The 15240-nt window shown below is 62.5% G+C and carries 16 protein-coding genes; 13 read left to right on the forward strand and 3 right to left on the reverse strand.

Translation table 11 applies throughout. The annotated features are described in order from the left end of the window. The first annotated feature begins 6 nt into the window (after positions 1 to 6). From priA to YWU_RS0113935, 12 genes are all read left to right on the forward strand, one after another. On the forward strand, positions 7 to 738 hold the full coding sequence (priA, locus tag YWU_RS0113880) for a bifunctional 1-(5-phosphoribosyl)-5-((5-phosphoribosylamino)methylideneamino)imidazole-4-carboxamide isomerase/phosphoribosylanthranilate isomerase PriA (RefSeq protein ID WP_027020932.1): 732 nt from the start codon (positions 7 to 9) through the stop codon (positions 736 to 738). Between the two features lie 5 nt (positions 739 to 743). Beyond that, positions 744 to 1556: an inositol monophosphatase family protein gene (locus tag YWU_RS0113885; RefSeq protein WP_027020933.1), complete on the forward strand. Its 813-nt coding sequence runs from the start codon at positions 744 to 746 to the stop codon at positions 1554 to 1556. 24 nt (positions 1557 to 1580) lie between these two features. Next, a complete protein-coding gene (gene hisF / locus YWU_RS0113890; protein WP_027020934.1) occupies positions 1581 to 2345 on the forward strand; it encodes an imidazole glycerol phosphate synthase subunit HisF in 765 nt (254 codons plus the stop codon). Beyond that, positions 2342 to 2698, forward strand: a complete 357-nt coding sequence (gene hisI / locus YWU_RS0113895) for a phosphoribosyl-AMP cyclohydrolase (RefSeq protein ID WP_027020935.1) — start codon at positions 2342 to 2344, stop codon at positions 2696 to 2698. Before hisF ends, hisI begins: the two co-directional genes overlap by 4 nt. A 25-nt stretch (positions 2699 to 2723) precedes the next feature. Beyond that, a complete protein-coding gene (locus tag YWU_RS0113900; RefSeq protein ID WP_027020936.1) occupies positions 2724 to 4271 on the forward strand; it encodes an anthranilate synthase component I in 1548 nt (515 codons plus the stop codon). Next, a complete protein-coding gene (locus tag YWU_RS17160) occupies positions 4268 to 4939 on the forward strand; it encodes a TIGR02234 family membrane protein (protein ID WP_051260399.1) in 672 nt (223 codons plus the stop codon). Before YWU_RS0113900 ends, YWU_RS17160 begins: the two co-directional genes overlap by 4 nt. Before the next feature lie 44 nt (positions 4940 to 4983). Further along, positions 4984 to 5790 carry an indole-3-glycerol phosphate synthase TrpC gene (gene trpC, locus YWU_RS0113910; RefSeq protein WP_027020937.1) on the forward strand — a complete coding sequence of 269 codons (807 nt, stop codon included), beginning with the start codon at positions 4984 to 4986 and terminating at the stop codon, positions 5788 to 5790. A gap of 90 nt (positions 5791 to 5880) precedes the next feature. Continuing rightward, positions 5881 to 7179: a tryptophan synthase subunit beta gene (trpB, locus tag YWU_RS17165; protein ID WP_420805333.1), complete on the forward strand. Its 1299-nt coding sequence runs from the start codon at positions 5881 to 5883 to the stop codon at positions 7177 to 7179. Beyond that, entirely contained in the window at positions 7176 to 7955 is a 780-nt protein-coding gene (trpA, locus tag YWU_RS0113920; protein ID WP_027020938.1) for a tryptophan synthase subunit alpha, read from the forward strand. The genes trpB and trpA overlap by 4 nt, the downstream gene beginning before the upstream one ends. Further along, positions 7945 to 8913, forward strand: coding sequence for a prolipoprotein diacylglyceryl transferase (gene lgt / locus YWU_RS17170; RefSeq protein ID WP_051260401.1), 969 nt, complete (start codon positions 7945 to 7947; stop codon positions 8911 to 8913). The genes trpA and lgt overlap by 11 nt, the downstream gene beginning before the upstream one ends. A 19-nt stretch (positions 8914 to 8932) precedes the next feature. Continuing rightward, entirely contained in the window at positions 8933 to 10351 is a 1419-nt protein-coding gene (gene pyk, locus YWU_RS0113930) for a pyruvate kinase (RefSeq protein ID WP_034648025.1), read from the forward strand. A gap of 20 nt (positions 10352 to 10371) precedes the next feature. Next, positions 10372 to 11487 carry an alkene reductase gene (locus tag YWU_RS0113935; protein WP_276201933.1) on the forward strand — a complete coding sequence of 372 codons (1116 nt, stop codon included), beginning with the start codon at positions 10372 to 10374 and terminating at the stop codon, positions 11485 to 11487. Here the strand turns inward: YWU_RS0113935 and YWU_RS0113940 are convergent. From YWU_RS0113940 to YWU_RS17175, 3 genes are read right to left on the reverse strand one after another with little or no spacing between them, the layout of a single operon-like run. Next, on the reverse strand, positions 11469 to 12374 hold the full coding sequence (locus YWU_RS0113940; protein ID WP_027020941.1) for a TIGR03571 family LLM class oxidoreductase: 906 nt from the start codon (positions 12372 to 12374) through the stop codon (positions 11469 to 11471). The two genes, YWU_RS0113935 and YWU_RS0113940, sit on opposite strands and share 19 nt — an antisense overlap. Then, on the reverse strand, positions 12371 to 13636 hold the full coding sequence (locus YWU_RS0113945; RefSeq protein WP_034648027.1) for an amidohydrolase: 1266 nt from the start codon (positions 13634 to 13636) through the stop codon (positions 12371 to 12373). The genes YWU_RS0113940 and YWU_RS0113945 overlap by 4 nt, the downstream gene beginning before the upstream one ends. 3 nt (positions 13637 to 13639) lie before the next feature. Next, entirely contained in the window at positions 13640 to 14644 is a 1005-nt protein-coding gene (locus YWU_RS17175) for a glycerate kinase (RefSeq protein WP_051260402.1), read from the reverse strand. A gap of 23 nt (positions 14645 to 14667) precedes the next feature. On the opposite strand from YWU_RS17175, the gene YWU_RS0113955 reads away from it, so the two are divergent. Further along, on the forward strand, positions 14668 to 15054 hold the full coding sequence (locus YWU_RS0113955) for a hypothetical protein (protein ID WP_027020943.1): 387 nt from the start codon (positions 14668 to 14670) through the stop codon (positions 15052 to 15054). Positions 15055 to 15240 lie beyond the last annotated feature (186 nt).

Genomic DNA, 15240 nt, shown 5'->3' on the forward strand with positions numbered 1-15240 from the left:
GACCACATGAGCCTCACCCTTCTGCCCGCCGTCGATGTCGTTGATGGCCAGGCCGTTCGCCTGGTCCAGGGCGAAGCTGGATCAGAGACCGGGTACGGATCGCCGCTGGACGCGGCTCTGAACTGGCAGAACTCCGGCGCAGAGTGGATCCACATGGTGGACCTCGACGCGGCATTCGGCCGTGGATCGAACTACGACCTGCTCAAGGACGTGATCGGCCGGCTCGACGTGAATGTGGAGCTCTCCGGCGGAATTCGCGATGACGAGTCCCTGGAGGCCGCACTGGCCACCGGCTGCCGACGGGTCAACATTGGTACCGCGGCCTTGGAAAACCCGGAGTGGTGCCGAGGCATCCTCTCCTCGTACGGCGACCGCGTTGCAATTGGCCTGGATACCCGGAACATCGACGGCGAATGGCGCCTGCGTGGCCGTGGCTGGGTCACCGATGGTGGTGACCTCTGGGAGGTCCTGGAGCGCCTGGACTCCGAAGGCTGCTCCCGCTTCGTCGTCACCGATGTGGGCAAGGACGGCACCCTTCAGGGGCCGAACATCGATCTGCTTCGCGACGTCGCGGCCGCCACCGACGCACCGATCGTCGCTTCCGGAGGAATCTCCACCCTCGACGATCTGCGCGCTCTGCGTGAACTCGTCGAAGAGGGTGTTGACTCCGCCATCATGGGCAAGGCTCTGTACGCCGGCCGCTTCACCATGGAGCAGGCGCTCGAGGCAGCGAAGTAACGACGATGATGGACCTCGACCCCCACGCCCTGCTGGCTATCGGCCAGGCTGCGATCGACGAGGTCCAGGGTGAATTCCGTGCCGGGCTCGGTTCTGACCCCCTGGTCGTAAAAGAGTTCGGTGACTTCGCTACCGAGACGGATTTGGCCATCGAGAATAAGTTGCGCAAGATCCTCGTCTCCATGACCGGTATTCCGGTCTATGGCGAGGAATATGGTGGCGAGTTCCCCGGGAACCAGACGGTATGGGTCATCGATCCCATCGACGGCACTACCAACTACGCCGCGGGTTTCCCCGCCTGCGCGATTGTCTTGTCCTTGATTCATGAGGGACAGCCGATTGTGGGAATCATCGATATGCCGTTCCTGGGCCGGCGGGTCACCGCTGCTGTCGGAGCCGGTACTCACGTCAACGGTAGGCCCGTGCAGATGACTCTGAGTGAAAGTCGACCGGTGACCATTGCCTTCGGCTCCGTCATCGCCCGCGGCGACGGCTCCTTCCCTCGTGGTTGGCGCCAAGAATTGCTCTCCGGGGTAGGGGACGCTTACCGAGCGATCCGGATCTCCGGGTCCGTGGGAGTCGACCTTGCCTCCACTGCAGCAGGCGCGTTCGGCGGTACTGTGACGTTCTCTCCACACGTGTGGGACAACGCCGCCGGCGTATTGCTGATTCGCGAATCCGGGGGAGTGGTCACCGATCTCGAAGGTGCGCCGTGGCGCGTCGGCTCCGTGGGAGTGCTCGCTGGTCTGCCCACGGTGCACGCCCGTCTCCTCGAGGTGGTTCGGGGTATCGCCCCGCCGCCGAGCTTCGTCGCCTGATCTCTTAAGTAGAAAGACTCAACAATGTCTGTAGCAGTACGTGTCATCCCGTGCCTCGATGTCACCGAGGGCCGCGTGGTCAAGGGCGTGAACTTTGAGAACCTCCGCGACGCCGGTGACCCGGTCGAGCTGGCCGCTCGGTACAACCTGGAAGGCGCCGATGAGCTGACGTTCTTGGACGTCTCTGCCTCCAAAGATGGCCGTGGAACCATGCTCGACGTGGTCCGCCGAACCGCTGAAACTGTCTTCATTCCGTTGACCGTTGGTGGCGGCGTCCGCAGCGTCGACGACGTGGATCAGCTCCTGCGAGCCGGTGCGGACAAAGTGTCTGTGAACACCTCCGCTATCGCGCGTCCTGAACTTCTCCGCGAGCTCTCGCAGCGCTTCGGCGCACAGTGCATCGTCCTGTCCGTTGACGCACGCAGGAGCGAGGAGCAGCCCTCCGGCTTCGAGGTCACCACCCACGGTGGTTCTCGCTCTGCAGGTCTGGACGCTATCGAATGGGCCAAGCGGGGCGAGGAGCTCGGAGTTGGCGAGATTCTGCTGAACTCCATGGATGCAGATGGAACGAAGCAGGGCTTCGACGTCGAACTCATCAAGCTGGTCCGTGACGCCGTGACCGTTCCGGTGATCGCCTCAGGTGGCGCCGGCAGTGCCGCCGACTTCCCGCCGGCCATCGATGCAGGTGCCGACGCAGTTCTGGCAGCCTCCATTTTCCACTTCGGCGAAGTCAGCATTCCCGAGGTCAAGGAAGCTCTCGCCGAAGCAGGAAAGGTGGTCCGGCTATGAGCGATGATCCCTCAACCTGGGAGCTTGCCCCGGATCTCGCGGACCGGGTGAAGTTCAACTCCGACGGACTCATCCCCGTCATCGTGCAGGAGAGCGGCACTGGTGTAGTGCTGATGCTCGCATGGATGGACTCTCACGCCTTGGCGTACACCATCGATACCCGACGTGGCACCTACTGGTCGCGGTCCCGTTCGGAGTACTGGATCAAGGGCCTCACCAGCGGCCACTTCCAACACGTCGACCACATAGCACTTGACTGCGACCACGACACGGTCCTGATGCAGGTCCAGCAGACCGGGGCGGCGTGTCACACCGGTGCTCACTCGTGCTTCGAGGTCGATCCTCTCGACTGAGAGACCTCATGGCAGAATTACCGCCATGACGCGAACCTCTATGACCGACCGGGAGACATTCCGGAAACTGGCGGCGAACCACCGGGTCGTACCCGTCGTCAAGCGGGTTCTGGCGGACGGGGAGAGTGCGCTCTCCGCGTATCGCAAACTCGCCGATGATGGACCGGGGACATTCCTCTTGGAGTCTTCCGACGTCGGCGAATCGTGGTCCCGCTGGTCCTTGATCGGTTGTGGTTCCCGTTCAGCACTGACGGTAGAAAATGGTGTCGCTACCTGGATCGGTCAGCATCCGGAAGGCGCTCCTGTTGGCGGCGACCCGCTAGAGGCGATCCGCGAAACTCTCTCGTTGCTGCACACTGAGCTGCCGGTCAATGACAGCGATGTGCCGCCGTTGACCTCCGGACTGGTGGGATACTTCGCCCACGACATCGTGCGCTTCATTGAGACGCAGCTGCCGGACTCCTGCGAAGACGACCTCCAAGTTCCTGAGATGGTCCAGCTGCTGGTAGAGGACCTCGCTGTCGTCGACCATCACGAGGGCGTCATCTGGCTCATCGCGAACGTGATCAACTGGGACGGTTCCGACGAGCGAGTCGACCAGGTTTATGACGCCGCAGTTGGACGCATCGATTCGATGCTCCAGCGACTGTCCCAGCCGACGGTGCTCCCACCGGCCGAGATGGATCTACCGACTCCGGACGTGCGTCGTCAGCGCACCCCAGAGGAGCACAAGCGCCGCATCGGTCTGCTGAAGGAACACATCCGCGCCGGCGACGCCTTCCAGATCGTGCTCAGCCAACGCTTCGAAATCGACACCCAGGCAAGCGCCTTCGACATCTACCGGATGCTGCGGGTGACCAACCCCAGCCCGTACATGTACTTGGTCAATGTGCCGAACCCTGACTTCACAGGGACGGCGTTCCAGATCGTCGGGAGCTCTCCTGAATCGCTCGTGCGGGTGCAGAATGGCCTCGCCGTGACCAACCCAATCGCAGGCACGCGCCCGCGCGGCGCGAACTATGAAGAAGACGTGCTTCATGAGAAGAACCTGCTGGAGGACGAGAAGGAGAACAGTGAGCACCTGATGCTCGTTGACCTTGGCCGCAATGACCTGGGTCGCGTCTGTACTCCAGGCACAGTCGAGGTGCACGACTTCCGTCACATCGAGCGGTACAGCCACGTGATGCACCTAGTGTCCCAGGTGACCGGACGACTCGCAGAAGACAAAGGCCCGGTCGACGCTTTCGCGGCAACTTTCCCGGCAGGAACGCTCTCTGGCGCCCCGAAGCCGTCTGCGCTGGCGATCCTCGATGAGTTCGAAGACACCCGTCGTGGGGTCTACGGCGGAACTGTCGGCTACTTCGATTTCCGCGGCAACACCGACCAGGCGATCGCCATCCGCACTGGGCTGGTCAAGGACGGCACCGTGTTCGTTCAGGCCGGAGGGGGTATCGTCGCTGACTCGGACCCGGACGACGAGGATCTGGAGACTGTCAACAAGGCCGCCGCGGTGCTTCGCGCCGTCGCAGCCGCCGAAACGCTCCGCACGGCGGGAGTAGAGGAGACGAAGTGACCGAGCAGAACGACCGCAGACCGGCACTGGCCATGGCGCTGATCGCACTGTCGGCGTTGGTGATGTGGCTCGGCATCAGGCCGACGTGGGTAATCGCAGAGGTCGGCGATGATCTTTCCGGCGGTTCCACCGAGGAAATTCCTGGTGCCGCCTGGGCTGCCGCGACCACTCCTTTGGCACTGACTCTGTTGGCTGCTGTCGCCGCCACTCTCATCCTCGGGTCCGTCGGTAGGCGCATCATTGGTGCTCTGGTGGCAGTGATTTCCGTGACGGCGTCGTGGACCGCGCTGCAGTTGATGACCTCCGGCGCGGACCCGCAGCGAGCGTTGAGTCTATTGCAGTCCGGTCAGGTCAGCCAGCGTGCCAGCGACCCGATTTCGGTCGCAGACTGGGCGGTCATCGAAGGCGTCTCCACGAACATGACCGGACCAGTGATCCTCATGATCGGTGCGGCACTCGGGATCTTCGGGGGAGTGCTCCTCATGATCCGACCGGGACAGAAGGCAGGCGGAAGTCGCGCCGGTTCCTACGAAACCCCCGAGGTGCGCAAAGAGAAGGCCTGCGACCGGCTCGCCGAATCGCCGACCTCTGGTCGTGCCCTCTGGGACGCCATCGACGCTGGCATGGACCCCACTGACGCCCCCGAGACTCGGCCAGAAAATAGCTAGCGATAACCTGAACACAGTCCAATTCGGTTTCGTAAGGAGTCACCATGGCAAATGTCCTGGACGGCATCATCGCGGGTGTGCGGGAAGACCTTGCCGCACGTGAGGCGAAGGTTCCGTACGCAGAGATCAAGCGCCTGGCGGAACTTGCACCTCCCGCGCTCGACGCGGTGACGGCACTGTCCCGCCCTGGTGTGCAGGTCATAGCCGAGGTCAAACGTGCGTCTCCTTCCAAGGGTGCGCTGGCTGATATTCCGGATCCGGAAGTTCTGGCGAAGCAATATGCCGACAATGGCGCTGCCGTTATCTCCTGCCTGACTGAGGAGCGCAAGTTCCGTGGATCCTTGGCGGACTTGGATGCCGTGCGCGCTGCTGTGAACATCCCGGTGCTGCGCAAGGACTTCATCGTCACCCCGTACCAGGTGCATGAGGCCCGTGCCCATGGTGCTGACCTGGTGTTGCTGATGTGCTCGGCACTGGACCAGCCCGCCCTCGAGGCATTGTTAGATCGTACCGAGTCCCTCGGCATGAACGCTCTGGTCGAGGCGCACACCGAAGAAGAGGTAGCTCGCGCGGAGCACGCCGGAGCCAAGATTATTGGCATCAATGCTCGGAACCTGAAGACCCTCGAGGTCGATATGTCTACCTTCACCACACTGGCTCCCCTCATTCCCGCCGGCGCTGTGAAGGTTGCCGAATCTGGTGTGCGTGGCCCGGAGGATCTCACCGCCTATGCCAACGACGGCGCGGATGTAGTCCTGGTCGGTGAAGGACTGGTTACCGCCGGCGATCCCGGTGAGGCCTGCAAGCGTCTCGTTGCCGCGGGTGCACACCCGGCGTACGGGAGAACTTGACCCCGATTCACACACGAAGTTTCCCGATGGGACACAATGGCTTGCGTGAGTGACACGGACTTCAAGAACCAGGACGCATCAGGCGATGCGATGCCCACGATGGGTGAGGTCATCGCCCAGCCGACAGCCCACGAGCCGGACGAGAACGGCCACTGGGGTGACTGGGGTGGCAGGTTCCTCCCCGAGGCCCTGATGGCGATTATTGAAGAGGTGACCGACGGCTACGCGAAGGCGCGGGTCGACGAGGGCTTCCGCAAAACCCTCGACGATCTGCAGCGCGAATACGTTGGCCGCCCGTCCCCGCTGTACCCGGCCGAGCGCTTCAGCGAGGCTGTGGGTGCCCAGGTCTGGCTCAAGCGCGAGGACTTAAACCACACCGGTTCGCACAAGATCAACAACGTGCTCGGTCAGGTTCTCCTAGCCAAGCGCATGGGCAAGACCCGCGTAATCGCTGAAACCGGTGCCGGCCAGCACGGCGTGGCCACTGCTACTGCTTGTGCGCTCCTCGGCTTGGAGTGCCGCATCTACATGGGTGGCGTGGATGCTCGTCGTCAGGCCCTCAACATCGCCCGCATGCGACTGCTTGGCGCGGAGGTCATCGAGGTCGAGGTCGGTTCAGCGACGCTGAAGGACGCGATCAACGAGGCCATGCGGTACTGGGTCGCTAACGCGGACGACACCTACTACGCCTTCGGTACTGCAGCCGGCCCGCACCCGTTCCCGATGATGGTTCGCGACTTCCAGCGGGTCATCGGCGTCGAGGCACGGCAGCAGATTCAGGCTGCTTCAAACGTGCTTCCCGACGCTGTGGTCGCCTGCGTCGGCGGCGGATCCAACGCGATCGGCATTTTCCATCCCTTCATCGACGATGAGTCGGTGCGATTGGTCGGCGCTGAGGCAGGCGGTGACGGTGTCGACACCGGTCGCCATGCCGCTCCGATCAGCGCAGGCGGAAACCCGGGAGTATTCCAGGGCTCCTTCGCTGCCCTGATGCAGGATGAGGATGGCCAGATCACGGAGTCCCATTCGATATCCGCAGGTTTGGACTACCCGGGAGTCGGCCCCGAGCACTCGATGCTCGCCGACTCCGGTCGCGCCACTTATCTGCCGGTCACCGACACCGAGTGCATGGAGGCGTTCCAGCAGCTCTCCCGCACAGAGGGAATCATCCCCGCCATCGAGTCGGCGCACGCCGTCGCCGCGGCGAAAAAGATTGCCCCGGAGCTGGCTGAGGAGCTCGGCCGGGAACCGGTCATCATCATCAACATCTCCGGTCGCGGCGATAAGGACGTCGACACCGCAGCGAAGTGGTTCGGCATGAGCACGGAGAACGAGGAGACGGAACACCCGGCCGCCCACGGCTCCGTCATCGAGGAGGAGTCCAAGTGAGCCTGGCACCCGTTTTCGAGACCGCCCGTGAAGAGGGCCGCGCGGCCTTCATCGCGTACTACCCGGCCGGTTACCCCACCCTCGATGACTCGGTGGACGCGATCAACGCGATCGTTGACGCTGGTGCCGACATTGTTGAGGTCGGTCTGCCGTACTCGGATCCGATGATGGACGGTCCGACCATCCAGGCCGCCGCAGATATTGCCCTGGCCGATGGTTTCCGGACTCGTCACCTCTTCGAGGTCATCAGCAGGGTCACCGAACACGGTGGCAATTGCGTGACGATGACGTACTGGAACCCCGTGTTGCAGTACGGCCCGGAGCGTTTTGCTGAAGACCTGAAGAACGCCGGCGGTCACGGAGTGATCATCCCGGACCTGATCCCGGAGGAGGCTGGCCGTTGGCTTGCCGCTGCTGAGGAGCACGGGATCGAGACCATCTTCCTAGTCGCGCCGTCTTCCACCGCGGAGCGCCTGGATCGGACCGCGAAGGCTGCTTCGGGCTTTGTGTACGCCTCGTCCCACATGGGAGTCACTGGGGCTCAGGTGTCAGTGGACTCGGCCGCTGGCGATCTGGTCGCCCGCACCCGCGAGGTCACTGACACTCCGGTGGCTGTCGGACTTGGAGTCTCCACCGGAGCACAGGCTGCGGAAATCGCTCAGTTCGCAGATGGTGTCATCGTCGGCTCCGCACTGATCAAGGCAGCCGGTGAAAGCCGAGAACAGCTAGTTGATCTGGCCAAGGAACTGGCCGCAGGAGTTCGCCGTGATAGTTGACGTACTTGCCAACATCCCGTCCCCGTCCCAGGGTGTGTGGTACCTCGGGCCGCTGCCGCTTCGCGGTTATGCCCTCTCCATCATCCTCGGAGTCATTCTTGGATTGATCTGGGCTAGGCGTCGTTACGCTGCTCGTGGTGGCGATCCGGATTTGATGATCGACATCGCCATCGCTGTGGTGCCCGCGGGCATCATCGGTGGCCGGATCTACCACGTCATCACCGACTGGCATAAGTACTTCGGGCCCGACGGGAATCCTGCGCAAGTCTTCAACCTCACTGCCGGTGGACTCGGTATCTGGGGCGCCGTTGTTGCTGGTGTGCTTGCCGCCTGGGCGGTCTGCCGCTGGCGTGGTGTCCCGTTCGCCCCGGCGCTTGATGCGGCCGCACCAGCGCTGCTGTTGGGTCAGGCAATCGGACGTCTAGGCAACTGGTTCAACCAGGAGCTCTATGGCGCTTCCACGTCAGTTCCCTGGGGACTAGAGATTTATGAGCGCGTCGATGAAGCCGGCCGTCTCGCACCGATCTCCGGTGTCTCCACCGGTTTGGTCATGGACGTGGTGCACCCGACTTTCCTGTACGAACTGATCTGGAACCTCCTCGCCGCCGCATTCATCGTGTGGGCAGACAAGAAGTTCAACATGGGTGGCGGCCGAGTCTTCGCGCTCTATGTTGCCTCCTACACGCTAGGCCGCTTCTGGATCGAGATGATGCGTACGGACGACGCCACGATGGTGTTTGAGACGATCCGCATCAACACGATCGTCTCGGCGGTAGTTTTCCTGCTGGCTGTTTTTGTCTTGTGGATGATGCGCGGACGGCACCGAGAGGTCCCGGCATACGTTCGCGGAGAAACCTATGACGCAGGACACGATGTTCCCCGAAAGTCGAGGAAACAGGCCGTATCTGAGGAGTCGGAGGTCGCCTCAAAAGAAGCTGAGTCTGACACCGGAAGCTAACAGGGATACTCTGGGTTCCGTGCAGCAGAGACGAACCAAGATCGTATGTACCCTCGGCCCGGCAGTAGCCAGCCTCGAAGACATCAGCGGGCTGATCGACGCCGGCATGAACGTCGCGCGACTCAACTGCTCTCATGGAGAGCACGCGGATCACGCGCAGAATTATGAGTGGGTCCGTGAAGCCGCTAAGGCTGCGGGTCGGCCGGTGGGTATCCTCGCCGACCTGCAGGGCCCCAAGATCCGCCTCGGTCGTTTTAAGGAGACCGAGGCGTACTGGGCGGACGGCGAGATCGTCCGGATTACCACCGAGGACGTCGAGGGAACGCATGACCGCGTCTCGACGACCTACAAGGAACTGGCCCAGGACGCCAAGCCCGGTGACCGCCTGCTCGTCGATGACGGCAAGGTTGGCCTGGAGTGCATCGAGGTCGACGGAAATGACGTCGTGTGCCGAGTCACCGAAGGTGGGCCGGTATCGAACAACAAGGGTGTCTCGCTTCCGGGCATGAACATCTCCGTTCCCGCCCTGTCCGAGAAGGACATCGCAGACCTGCGCTTCGCCCTGAAGCTCGGTGTCGATTACATCGCCCTGTCCTTCGTCCGTTCCCCGGCGGATATCGAACTCGTCCACGCGATCATGGACGAGGAGGGACGCCGCGTCCCGGTCATGGCGAAGCTGGAGAAGCCCGAAGCTATCGATTCCCTCGAGGCCATCATCCTGGCTTTCGACGCCATCATGGTCGCCCGTGGTGACCTCGGTGTTGAGGTTCCACTGGAGGACGTCCCGCTGGCTCAGAAGCGCGCGATCCAGATCGCTCGTGAGAACGCCAAGCCCGTGGTCGTCGCGACGCAGATGCTTGACTCCATGATCACCAACTCGCGCCCGACCCGCGCTGAGGCCTCCGACGTCGCCAACGCAGTCCTCGACGGCGCCGACGCTGTGATGCTCTCCGGAGAGACCTCCGTTGGTCGCTACCCGCAGGTGACGGTCGAGACGATGTCCCGCATCGTCATGGCCGCCGAGCGTGACGGTGACGTCCCAGAGATGACCCACGTTCCGCGCACCAAGCGCGGCGTGATCTCCTACGCCGCCCGCGACATCGGTGAGCGGCTCAATGCCGCGGCCATGGTCGCGTTCACCACCTCCGGTGATACTGCCCGCCGCGTCGCGCGCCTTCACTCGCGTTTGCCGTTGCTGGTGTTCTCACCGAACGAGGAGGTGCGTAACCAGATGTCGCTCGTGTGGGGTGCGAAGTCCTACGAAACGCCCATCGTGCACACCACGGACGATATGCTTCGTGCCATCGACAACGCACTGGTGGACATGGATGGCTTCAGCCACGGTGACATGATGGTTGTCGTCGCCGGAACGCCGCCGGGAGAAGAGGGCAACACCAACCTCATCCACGTGCATATGTTGGGCGAAGAACTCAACTAACCGTGAAGAAAGGTAGTCCGGTGCTGGATGTAACTGATTCGGTTAAGTGGTCAGGATTGACCCTTCCGAACCGTATCGTGATGGCACCGATGACGCGGGTGCGCTCGGTCAATCAACGGGCCGACGACCTCACCGCGGAGTACTACGCACAGCGTGCCTCCGCGGGACTCATCATCTCTGAAGGTACTTTCACCTCGCCGACTGCCCGAGGTTTCGCCGCAGTACCGGGGATCTGGAGTGACCGCCAGGTCGCCGGCTGGCGGCAGGTAACAAACGAGGTGCACGACAACGGCGGACGCATCGTGGCCCAACTTTGGCACGCCGGCCGGGTCTCGCATACTGCCCTGCAACCAGATAGCGCCTGCCCGATCGGCCCCACCGACGAAGTGGCCGTTGACGGCCGCGCGTACATCTTTGGCAGTGATGGTGACCGCAGCTTCGTGCGTCCGTCCACTCCGAGAGCGATGACCGAGGAGGATATCCTCGCTGTCGTCGAGGAGTTCGGGGTCGCCGCTGCAAACGCCATGGCTGCTGGTTTCGATGGCGTGGAGATTCACGGCGCCGATGGATTTCTCATCAACCAGTTCCTCAATAAGGGCGTAAATACCCGTGAGGATGCATGGGGCGGCACGTTAGAGAATCGCTTGCGGTTCCCCCTGGCCGTCGTCGATGCAGTAGTCACGGCTGTCACCAGAGCGGGACACGGGCCAGGAAGAGTCGGTTTCCAGGTCTCCCCGTACGGTTCACTGAATGGGATGCCGCTGTATACCGAAATTGAGGCAACCTATCTGGTCCTGGCTTCGGAGCTGTCGCGCCGCCGGGTCGGTTACGCACACTTGTCTGACCAAGCGAGCTCAGGAGATAGCCCGCGGATGGGGATCCCGGAGGGATTCCTGAAGACTTTCCGCGAAGAGTTCACTGGGCTTGTGATCCTCACCGGCGGTATGACACGCGAACGTGCCGACGAGGTACTCAATAGCGGGCTCGTCGACTTAGTCGGATTTGGCCGGCCGTTCATCTCGAACCCGGATCTTCCGCACCGTCTGGCTGAGAGCCTTCCGCTGGCGGATATCCGTCAAGACCTCGTCTACTCAGATGGACCCGAAGGGTACGTCGATTATCCCTCGCTGGGGTAGCGCGGAAGGATGTGCTCGCCGAGTTCAGCGATGACGTCCGGAACCGGCCGTGAGGACTGCCGCAGGCTGATGATTAGGTGGTCGACGCCGGCAGCCTCCATCGTCTCTAGGTACTTCAGCAGGAAGTTTCGGCCGGCACGGAAGCCATATCGCAGTGGCATTGCTGGTGCGTCGGGGTCTTCGAGCAGATCGACGTTAGTGGTGCTGATGTACGGCAGGGGAGTTGGCGTCATTGACCGCCATTTCGCGGTTGCAGTCGCAGTTCGCTCCGGGCTGTCTCCGTAGACGATCCAACCGTCGGAGTTCTCTGCGATCCACTGTGGGCTCTGACCGCAATTGCCGGTGACGAGCAGGGGAATAGGGGAGGAGGGCTTCGGCAGCATCTCTAAACCCATGTCGACGCCGCCCCAGCGGTTCGCGGTCGTCCTCGGCGTGCCAGGGCGCCACAGTTTCCGAATGAAGTCCATCGAATCGCGGAAACTCTCCGCACGTTCAGCCCGCTTCTGCCGGAACGCCGGGAACTCTTCTTCTCGGTCACCGGTGGCTACACCCAGTGCCAACCTGCCTCCAGAGAGGTTGTCCAGGCTCGCAGCCATCTTCGCCACGTGGATGGGGTGACGGAGAGTAATGACGGTCGCGGCAGTGGCCAATCCAATCCGGGACGTGCACGCGGCGACATAGGCCATGTGCACGAAGGGATCGTAGATCTGTCCGGCATCGCGGAACTCGTATGAGTGCAGCGGGACGTCGCGGAACCACAGGGTGTGGAAACCCGCGTCCTCGACCATGCGAACGCGTTCGGCGTCGTGGGTCATGTCGGGGACGGGGCCGTCATTGGTGAGTGGTTCGCCGATCCCCAGGGTCAAACGGCCAACGGGGAACCTCATGCTTCGTTGAGGTGGGACAGGCAGGCCAGGACAGCGGACGACGTCGCGGAATGCACTGTCGGGCCGTAGTCAGGAAGGAAGGTGGACATGTGGTTCGAGGGAATGTCCTCGATGACCCGCTCGGTCGCGACGGCGGCGTCCCATTTCTCTCGCGGAGTCACCCCGACTGTCCAGTAAAGGTACGGGCTGCCGAGGCCGCGCGGAATGTCAGAGAAGTCCTCGGAAGCGGTCCACCGAGCAGCGTCGACAGAGTCGGCGCCGAAGATCTCGTCGAATGCTGGGCGCATCTGTGCGAAGACCGCAGGATCGTTATCGGTGACCTCGCCGTGGTCGGAGTAGGTGATCACGGGCTCCACCGGTGCGCCGGAGGCATAGCACTCACCACGCACGACCCGCTCGATGGCATTCACCAGGATGGTCCGCACGTCATTGTCGTAGAACCGGATGTTCAGCACGATGCGTGCCGTTCCCGGAATGGTGTTGTTCGAGTTACCGGACTGCAGTGTTCCCACGCTGACTACCGCGAACTCGTGGGGGGACACCTCACGGCCAACGATTCCCTGCAGCCTCAGCACGATTGATGCCGCCAGGTATGTCGGGTCGACTGAGTTTTGCGGCATGGAACCGTGAGCCGAGCGGCCGGTTAGGTCAATTGTGATGGTGTCGCAGCCAGCTAGCACTGGGCCCGGGGCAGTCATGACAACACCAGCGGGGCCCGGGACGACATGGAGTCCGAAGCAGACGTCGGGACGCGGGATGAGTCCGGCCAGTCCGTCGTCGATCATGCCCTGGGCTCCCGAAGCCGTCTCTTCTGCCGGCTGGAACAGAATGATGACAGTTCCGGACCACTTGTCACGCGTGCCGTGCAGAACCTCCGCTGCGCCTAGGCCAGCCGTCATATGCATGTCATGGCCGCAAGCGTGCATGACCTTCGATGGCACGCCTTCACGGGAAATACTGCTAACCGTCGAGGCGAACGGAACTCCGGTCTGCTCTTCGACCGGAAGTGCATCGATATCAGCGCGGTAGAGAACCGTGGGGCCGTCGCCATTGCGCAGCACACCGACAAGTCCATGACCACCGATGTTCTCGATGACCTCGTACCCGTCCAACTGCCGCAGTCGCTGCGCCAAGTACAATGCAGTGTTCTCTTCTAATGCAGACAACTCCGGCGTAGCGTGCAGATGTTGGTACACGTCACGCTGCCAGGTCAGATCCACTCCGTGGTCGCGGAAGATGGCGGCGGCTTGTTCGGTCTTCATCTGTTACTCCTCATCGGGTGCGGCTACCCATCGAGTGTATGTCGCCGCCAGATCCCTGGCCGCCGCAGTGAGGTCCTGCTCCGTCGCAGCCAGGTCGCCAGACAATTTCCGGAAATCCGTCGCGCCTAACGCTCGTGCCGCCTGGGCATCCACGCGCCCACCGATGAGCAGCAGCGGAGCAGGAGCGACTGACGCTACGTAGCCGACGACCTTCCCACTTAAAGATTGCTTATCGACGCTCCCTTCACCCGTCACCACCACATCCGCCATCAGCATCCCTTCCGAAAGCCCGACTTCGTGGGCGACAGCCGGAGCTCCTGCCTCCACCGATAGCGAACCGCCATAGTCTCGGACGAGGCCGGCGATACCTACCGGAGTGGCCCCGGCTGCGCCGTACCGAGGTTCGTCTGGGGAGACTCCCGCTACCTCACATTCTCTAAGAACCCTCTCGGTCGCAGTTGTCACCGCGGCTGCGTCCATTCCTTTTTGTGGACCGAATACGGAGGCGCAGTCGCGAGGGGTTGTGGTGACGTCGGTGAGGAGGCGCCAGGTGACGTCGGGAAGCAGATCCGATACCGCGGAGACTGCATCGACTAGACCAGCGCCAGCATCGGTCGTCGCGGAGCCACCGAGGCACAACACGATCGTCCGGTGACCTGCCCGCAGCGCGTCGACGATCACCTCGCCGGTTCCACGAGTGCTGGCAGCCAACGCCAGTTCAGGGGAGAGTCGACCCACCTGTGGCAGCCCTGATGCGCTGGCAAGGTCAAGGACCCCGGAACCTCTCCAGATTCCGGTGACAGGGTCGCCGTGGGCATCGGTAGTGGGGACGGTGTGGATTAGGGCGTCGGGAAGCAGGGTTTCGGCGGTGCCTTCACCGCCGTCCGCTAACGGAAATTGTGCGGTGGTCCAGCCCTCCTCCTGAAAACCACGGGCAATCGCTGCGGCAGCCTGAACGGCGGTGGCGGAGCCTTTGAACGAGTCAGGGCAGATGACGGCGTGGGGCATAATATTAGGGTACCCTTCTACCCATGACGAAGATTCATTTCAACTGCCTGGTACTTCCGGAAGAAGCCCCGCAACTGGCCGACGCCTTCCGCGCGCGCATTGACGGGCTCATCGCCGAAGGGAAACTCTCCGGAGCCGAGATCGATGTCAATGCCGCAAACGAGGACTCGCAGCTCATCGAGCAGTGGGAGCGCCAGAACCCGGACAGCAGCGTGGAGGGCCGTGAAATGCGGCGCTACAGCATCGATGTCAACGGAGTCACCGGTTCGGTAAATGGTCTGGCAATGTCCCTGTCGAAGCTCCTGACTCCGGACGCAGATCTGCCGCCGGACCCGGTCTACCGTCAGTTCGATGACCTCCTGGAGGCCGTCGCACACTACCCGTGGCACCTTGAGATCCAGCCCTCATAGCCCTATTTTGTGTGATTTATGTCACCGAAACAGCGCGTATATGTTCCCGAAACATGTAATGATCCCGAAATATGTGAACAGATGTAGCCACCCCTAACCTGCGTTGATGTTCAGTAGAAACAGGGGCGAAACATTACGGAAATGTAAGGCGTATGTGCGTTTCTGTTTCGTATCGACCCAGGGTCG

Source organism: Corynebacterium sputi DSM 45148 (assembly GCF_000427865.1).
GTDB lineage: Bacteria > Actinomycetota > Actinomycetes > Mycobacteriales > Mycobacteriaceae > Corynebacterium > Corynebacterium sputi.

Excerpts from the sequence above, each read along its gene's own strand:
- priA (WP_027020932.1), top strand. The coding sequence starts at position 7 with ATGAGCCTCACCCTTCTGCCCGCCGTCGATGTCGTTGATGGCCAGGCC.
- YWU_RS0113885 (WP_027020933.1), top strand. The coding sequence starts at position 744 with ATGATGGACCTCGACCCCCACGCCCTGCTGGCTATCGGCCAGGCTGCG.
- hisF (WP_027020934.1), top strand. The coding sequence starts at position 1,581 with ATGTCTGTAGCAGTACGTGTCATCCCGTGCCTCGATGTCACCGAGGGC.
- hisI (WP_027020935.1), top strand. The coding sequence starts at position 2,342 with ATGAGCGATGATCCCTCAACCTGGGAGCTTGCCCCGGATCTCGCGGAC.
- YWU_RS0113900 (WP_027020936.1), top strand. The coding sequence starts at position 2,724 with ATGACGCGAACCTCTATGACCGACCGGGAGACATTCCGGAAACTGGCG.
- trpC (WP_027020937.1), top strand. The coding sequence starts at position 4,984 with ATGGCAAATGTCCTGGACGGCATCATCGCGGGTGTGCGGGAAGACCTT.
- trpB (WP_420805333.1), top strand. The coding sequence starts at position 5,881 with ATGCCCACGATGGGTGAGGTCATCGCCCAGCCGACAGCCCACGAGCCG.
- YWU_RS0113940 (WP_027020941.1), bottom strand. The coding sequence starts at position 12,374 with ATGAGGTTCCCCGTTGGCCGTTTGACCCTGGGGATCGGCGAACCACTC.
- YWU_RS0113945 (WP_034648027.1), bottom strand. The coding sequence starts at position 13,636 with ATGAAGACCGAACAAGCCGCCGCCATCTTCCGCGACCACGGAGTGGAT.
- YWU_RS17175 (WP_051260402.1), bottom strand. The coding sequence starts at position 14,644 with ATGCCCCACGCCGTCATCTGCCCTGACTCGTTCAAAGGCTCCGCCACC.
- YWU_RS0113955 (WP_027020943.1), top strand. The coding sequence starts at position 14,668 with ATGACGAAGATTCATTTCAACTGCCTGGTACTTCCGGAAGAAGCCCCG.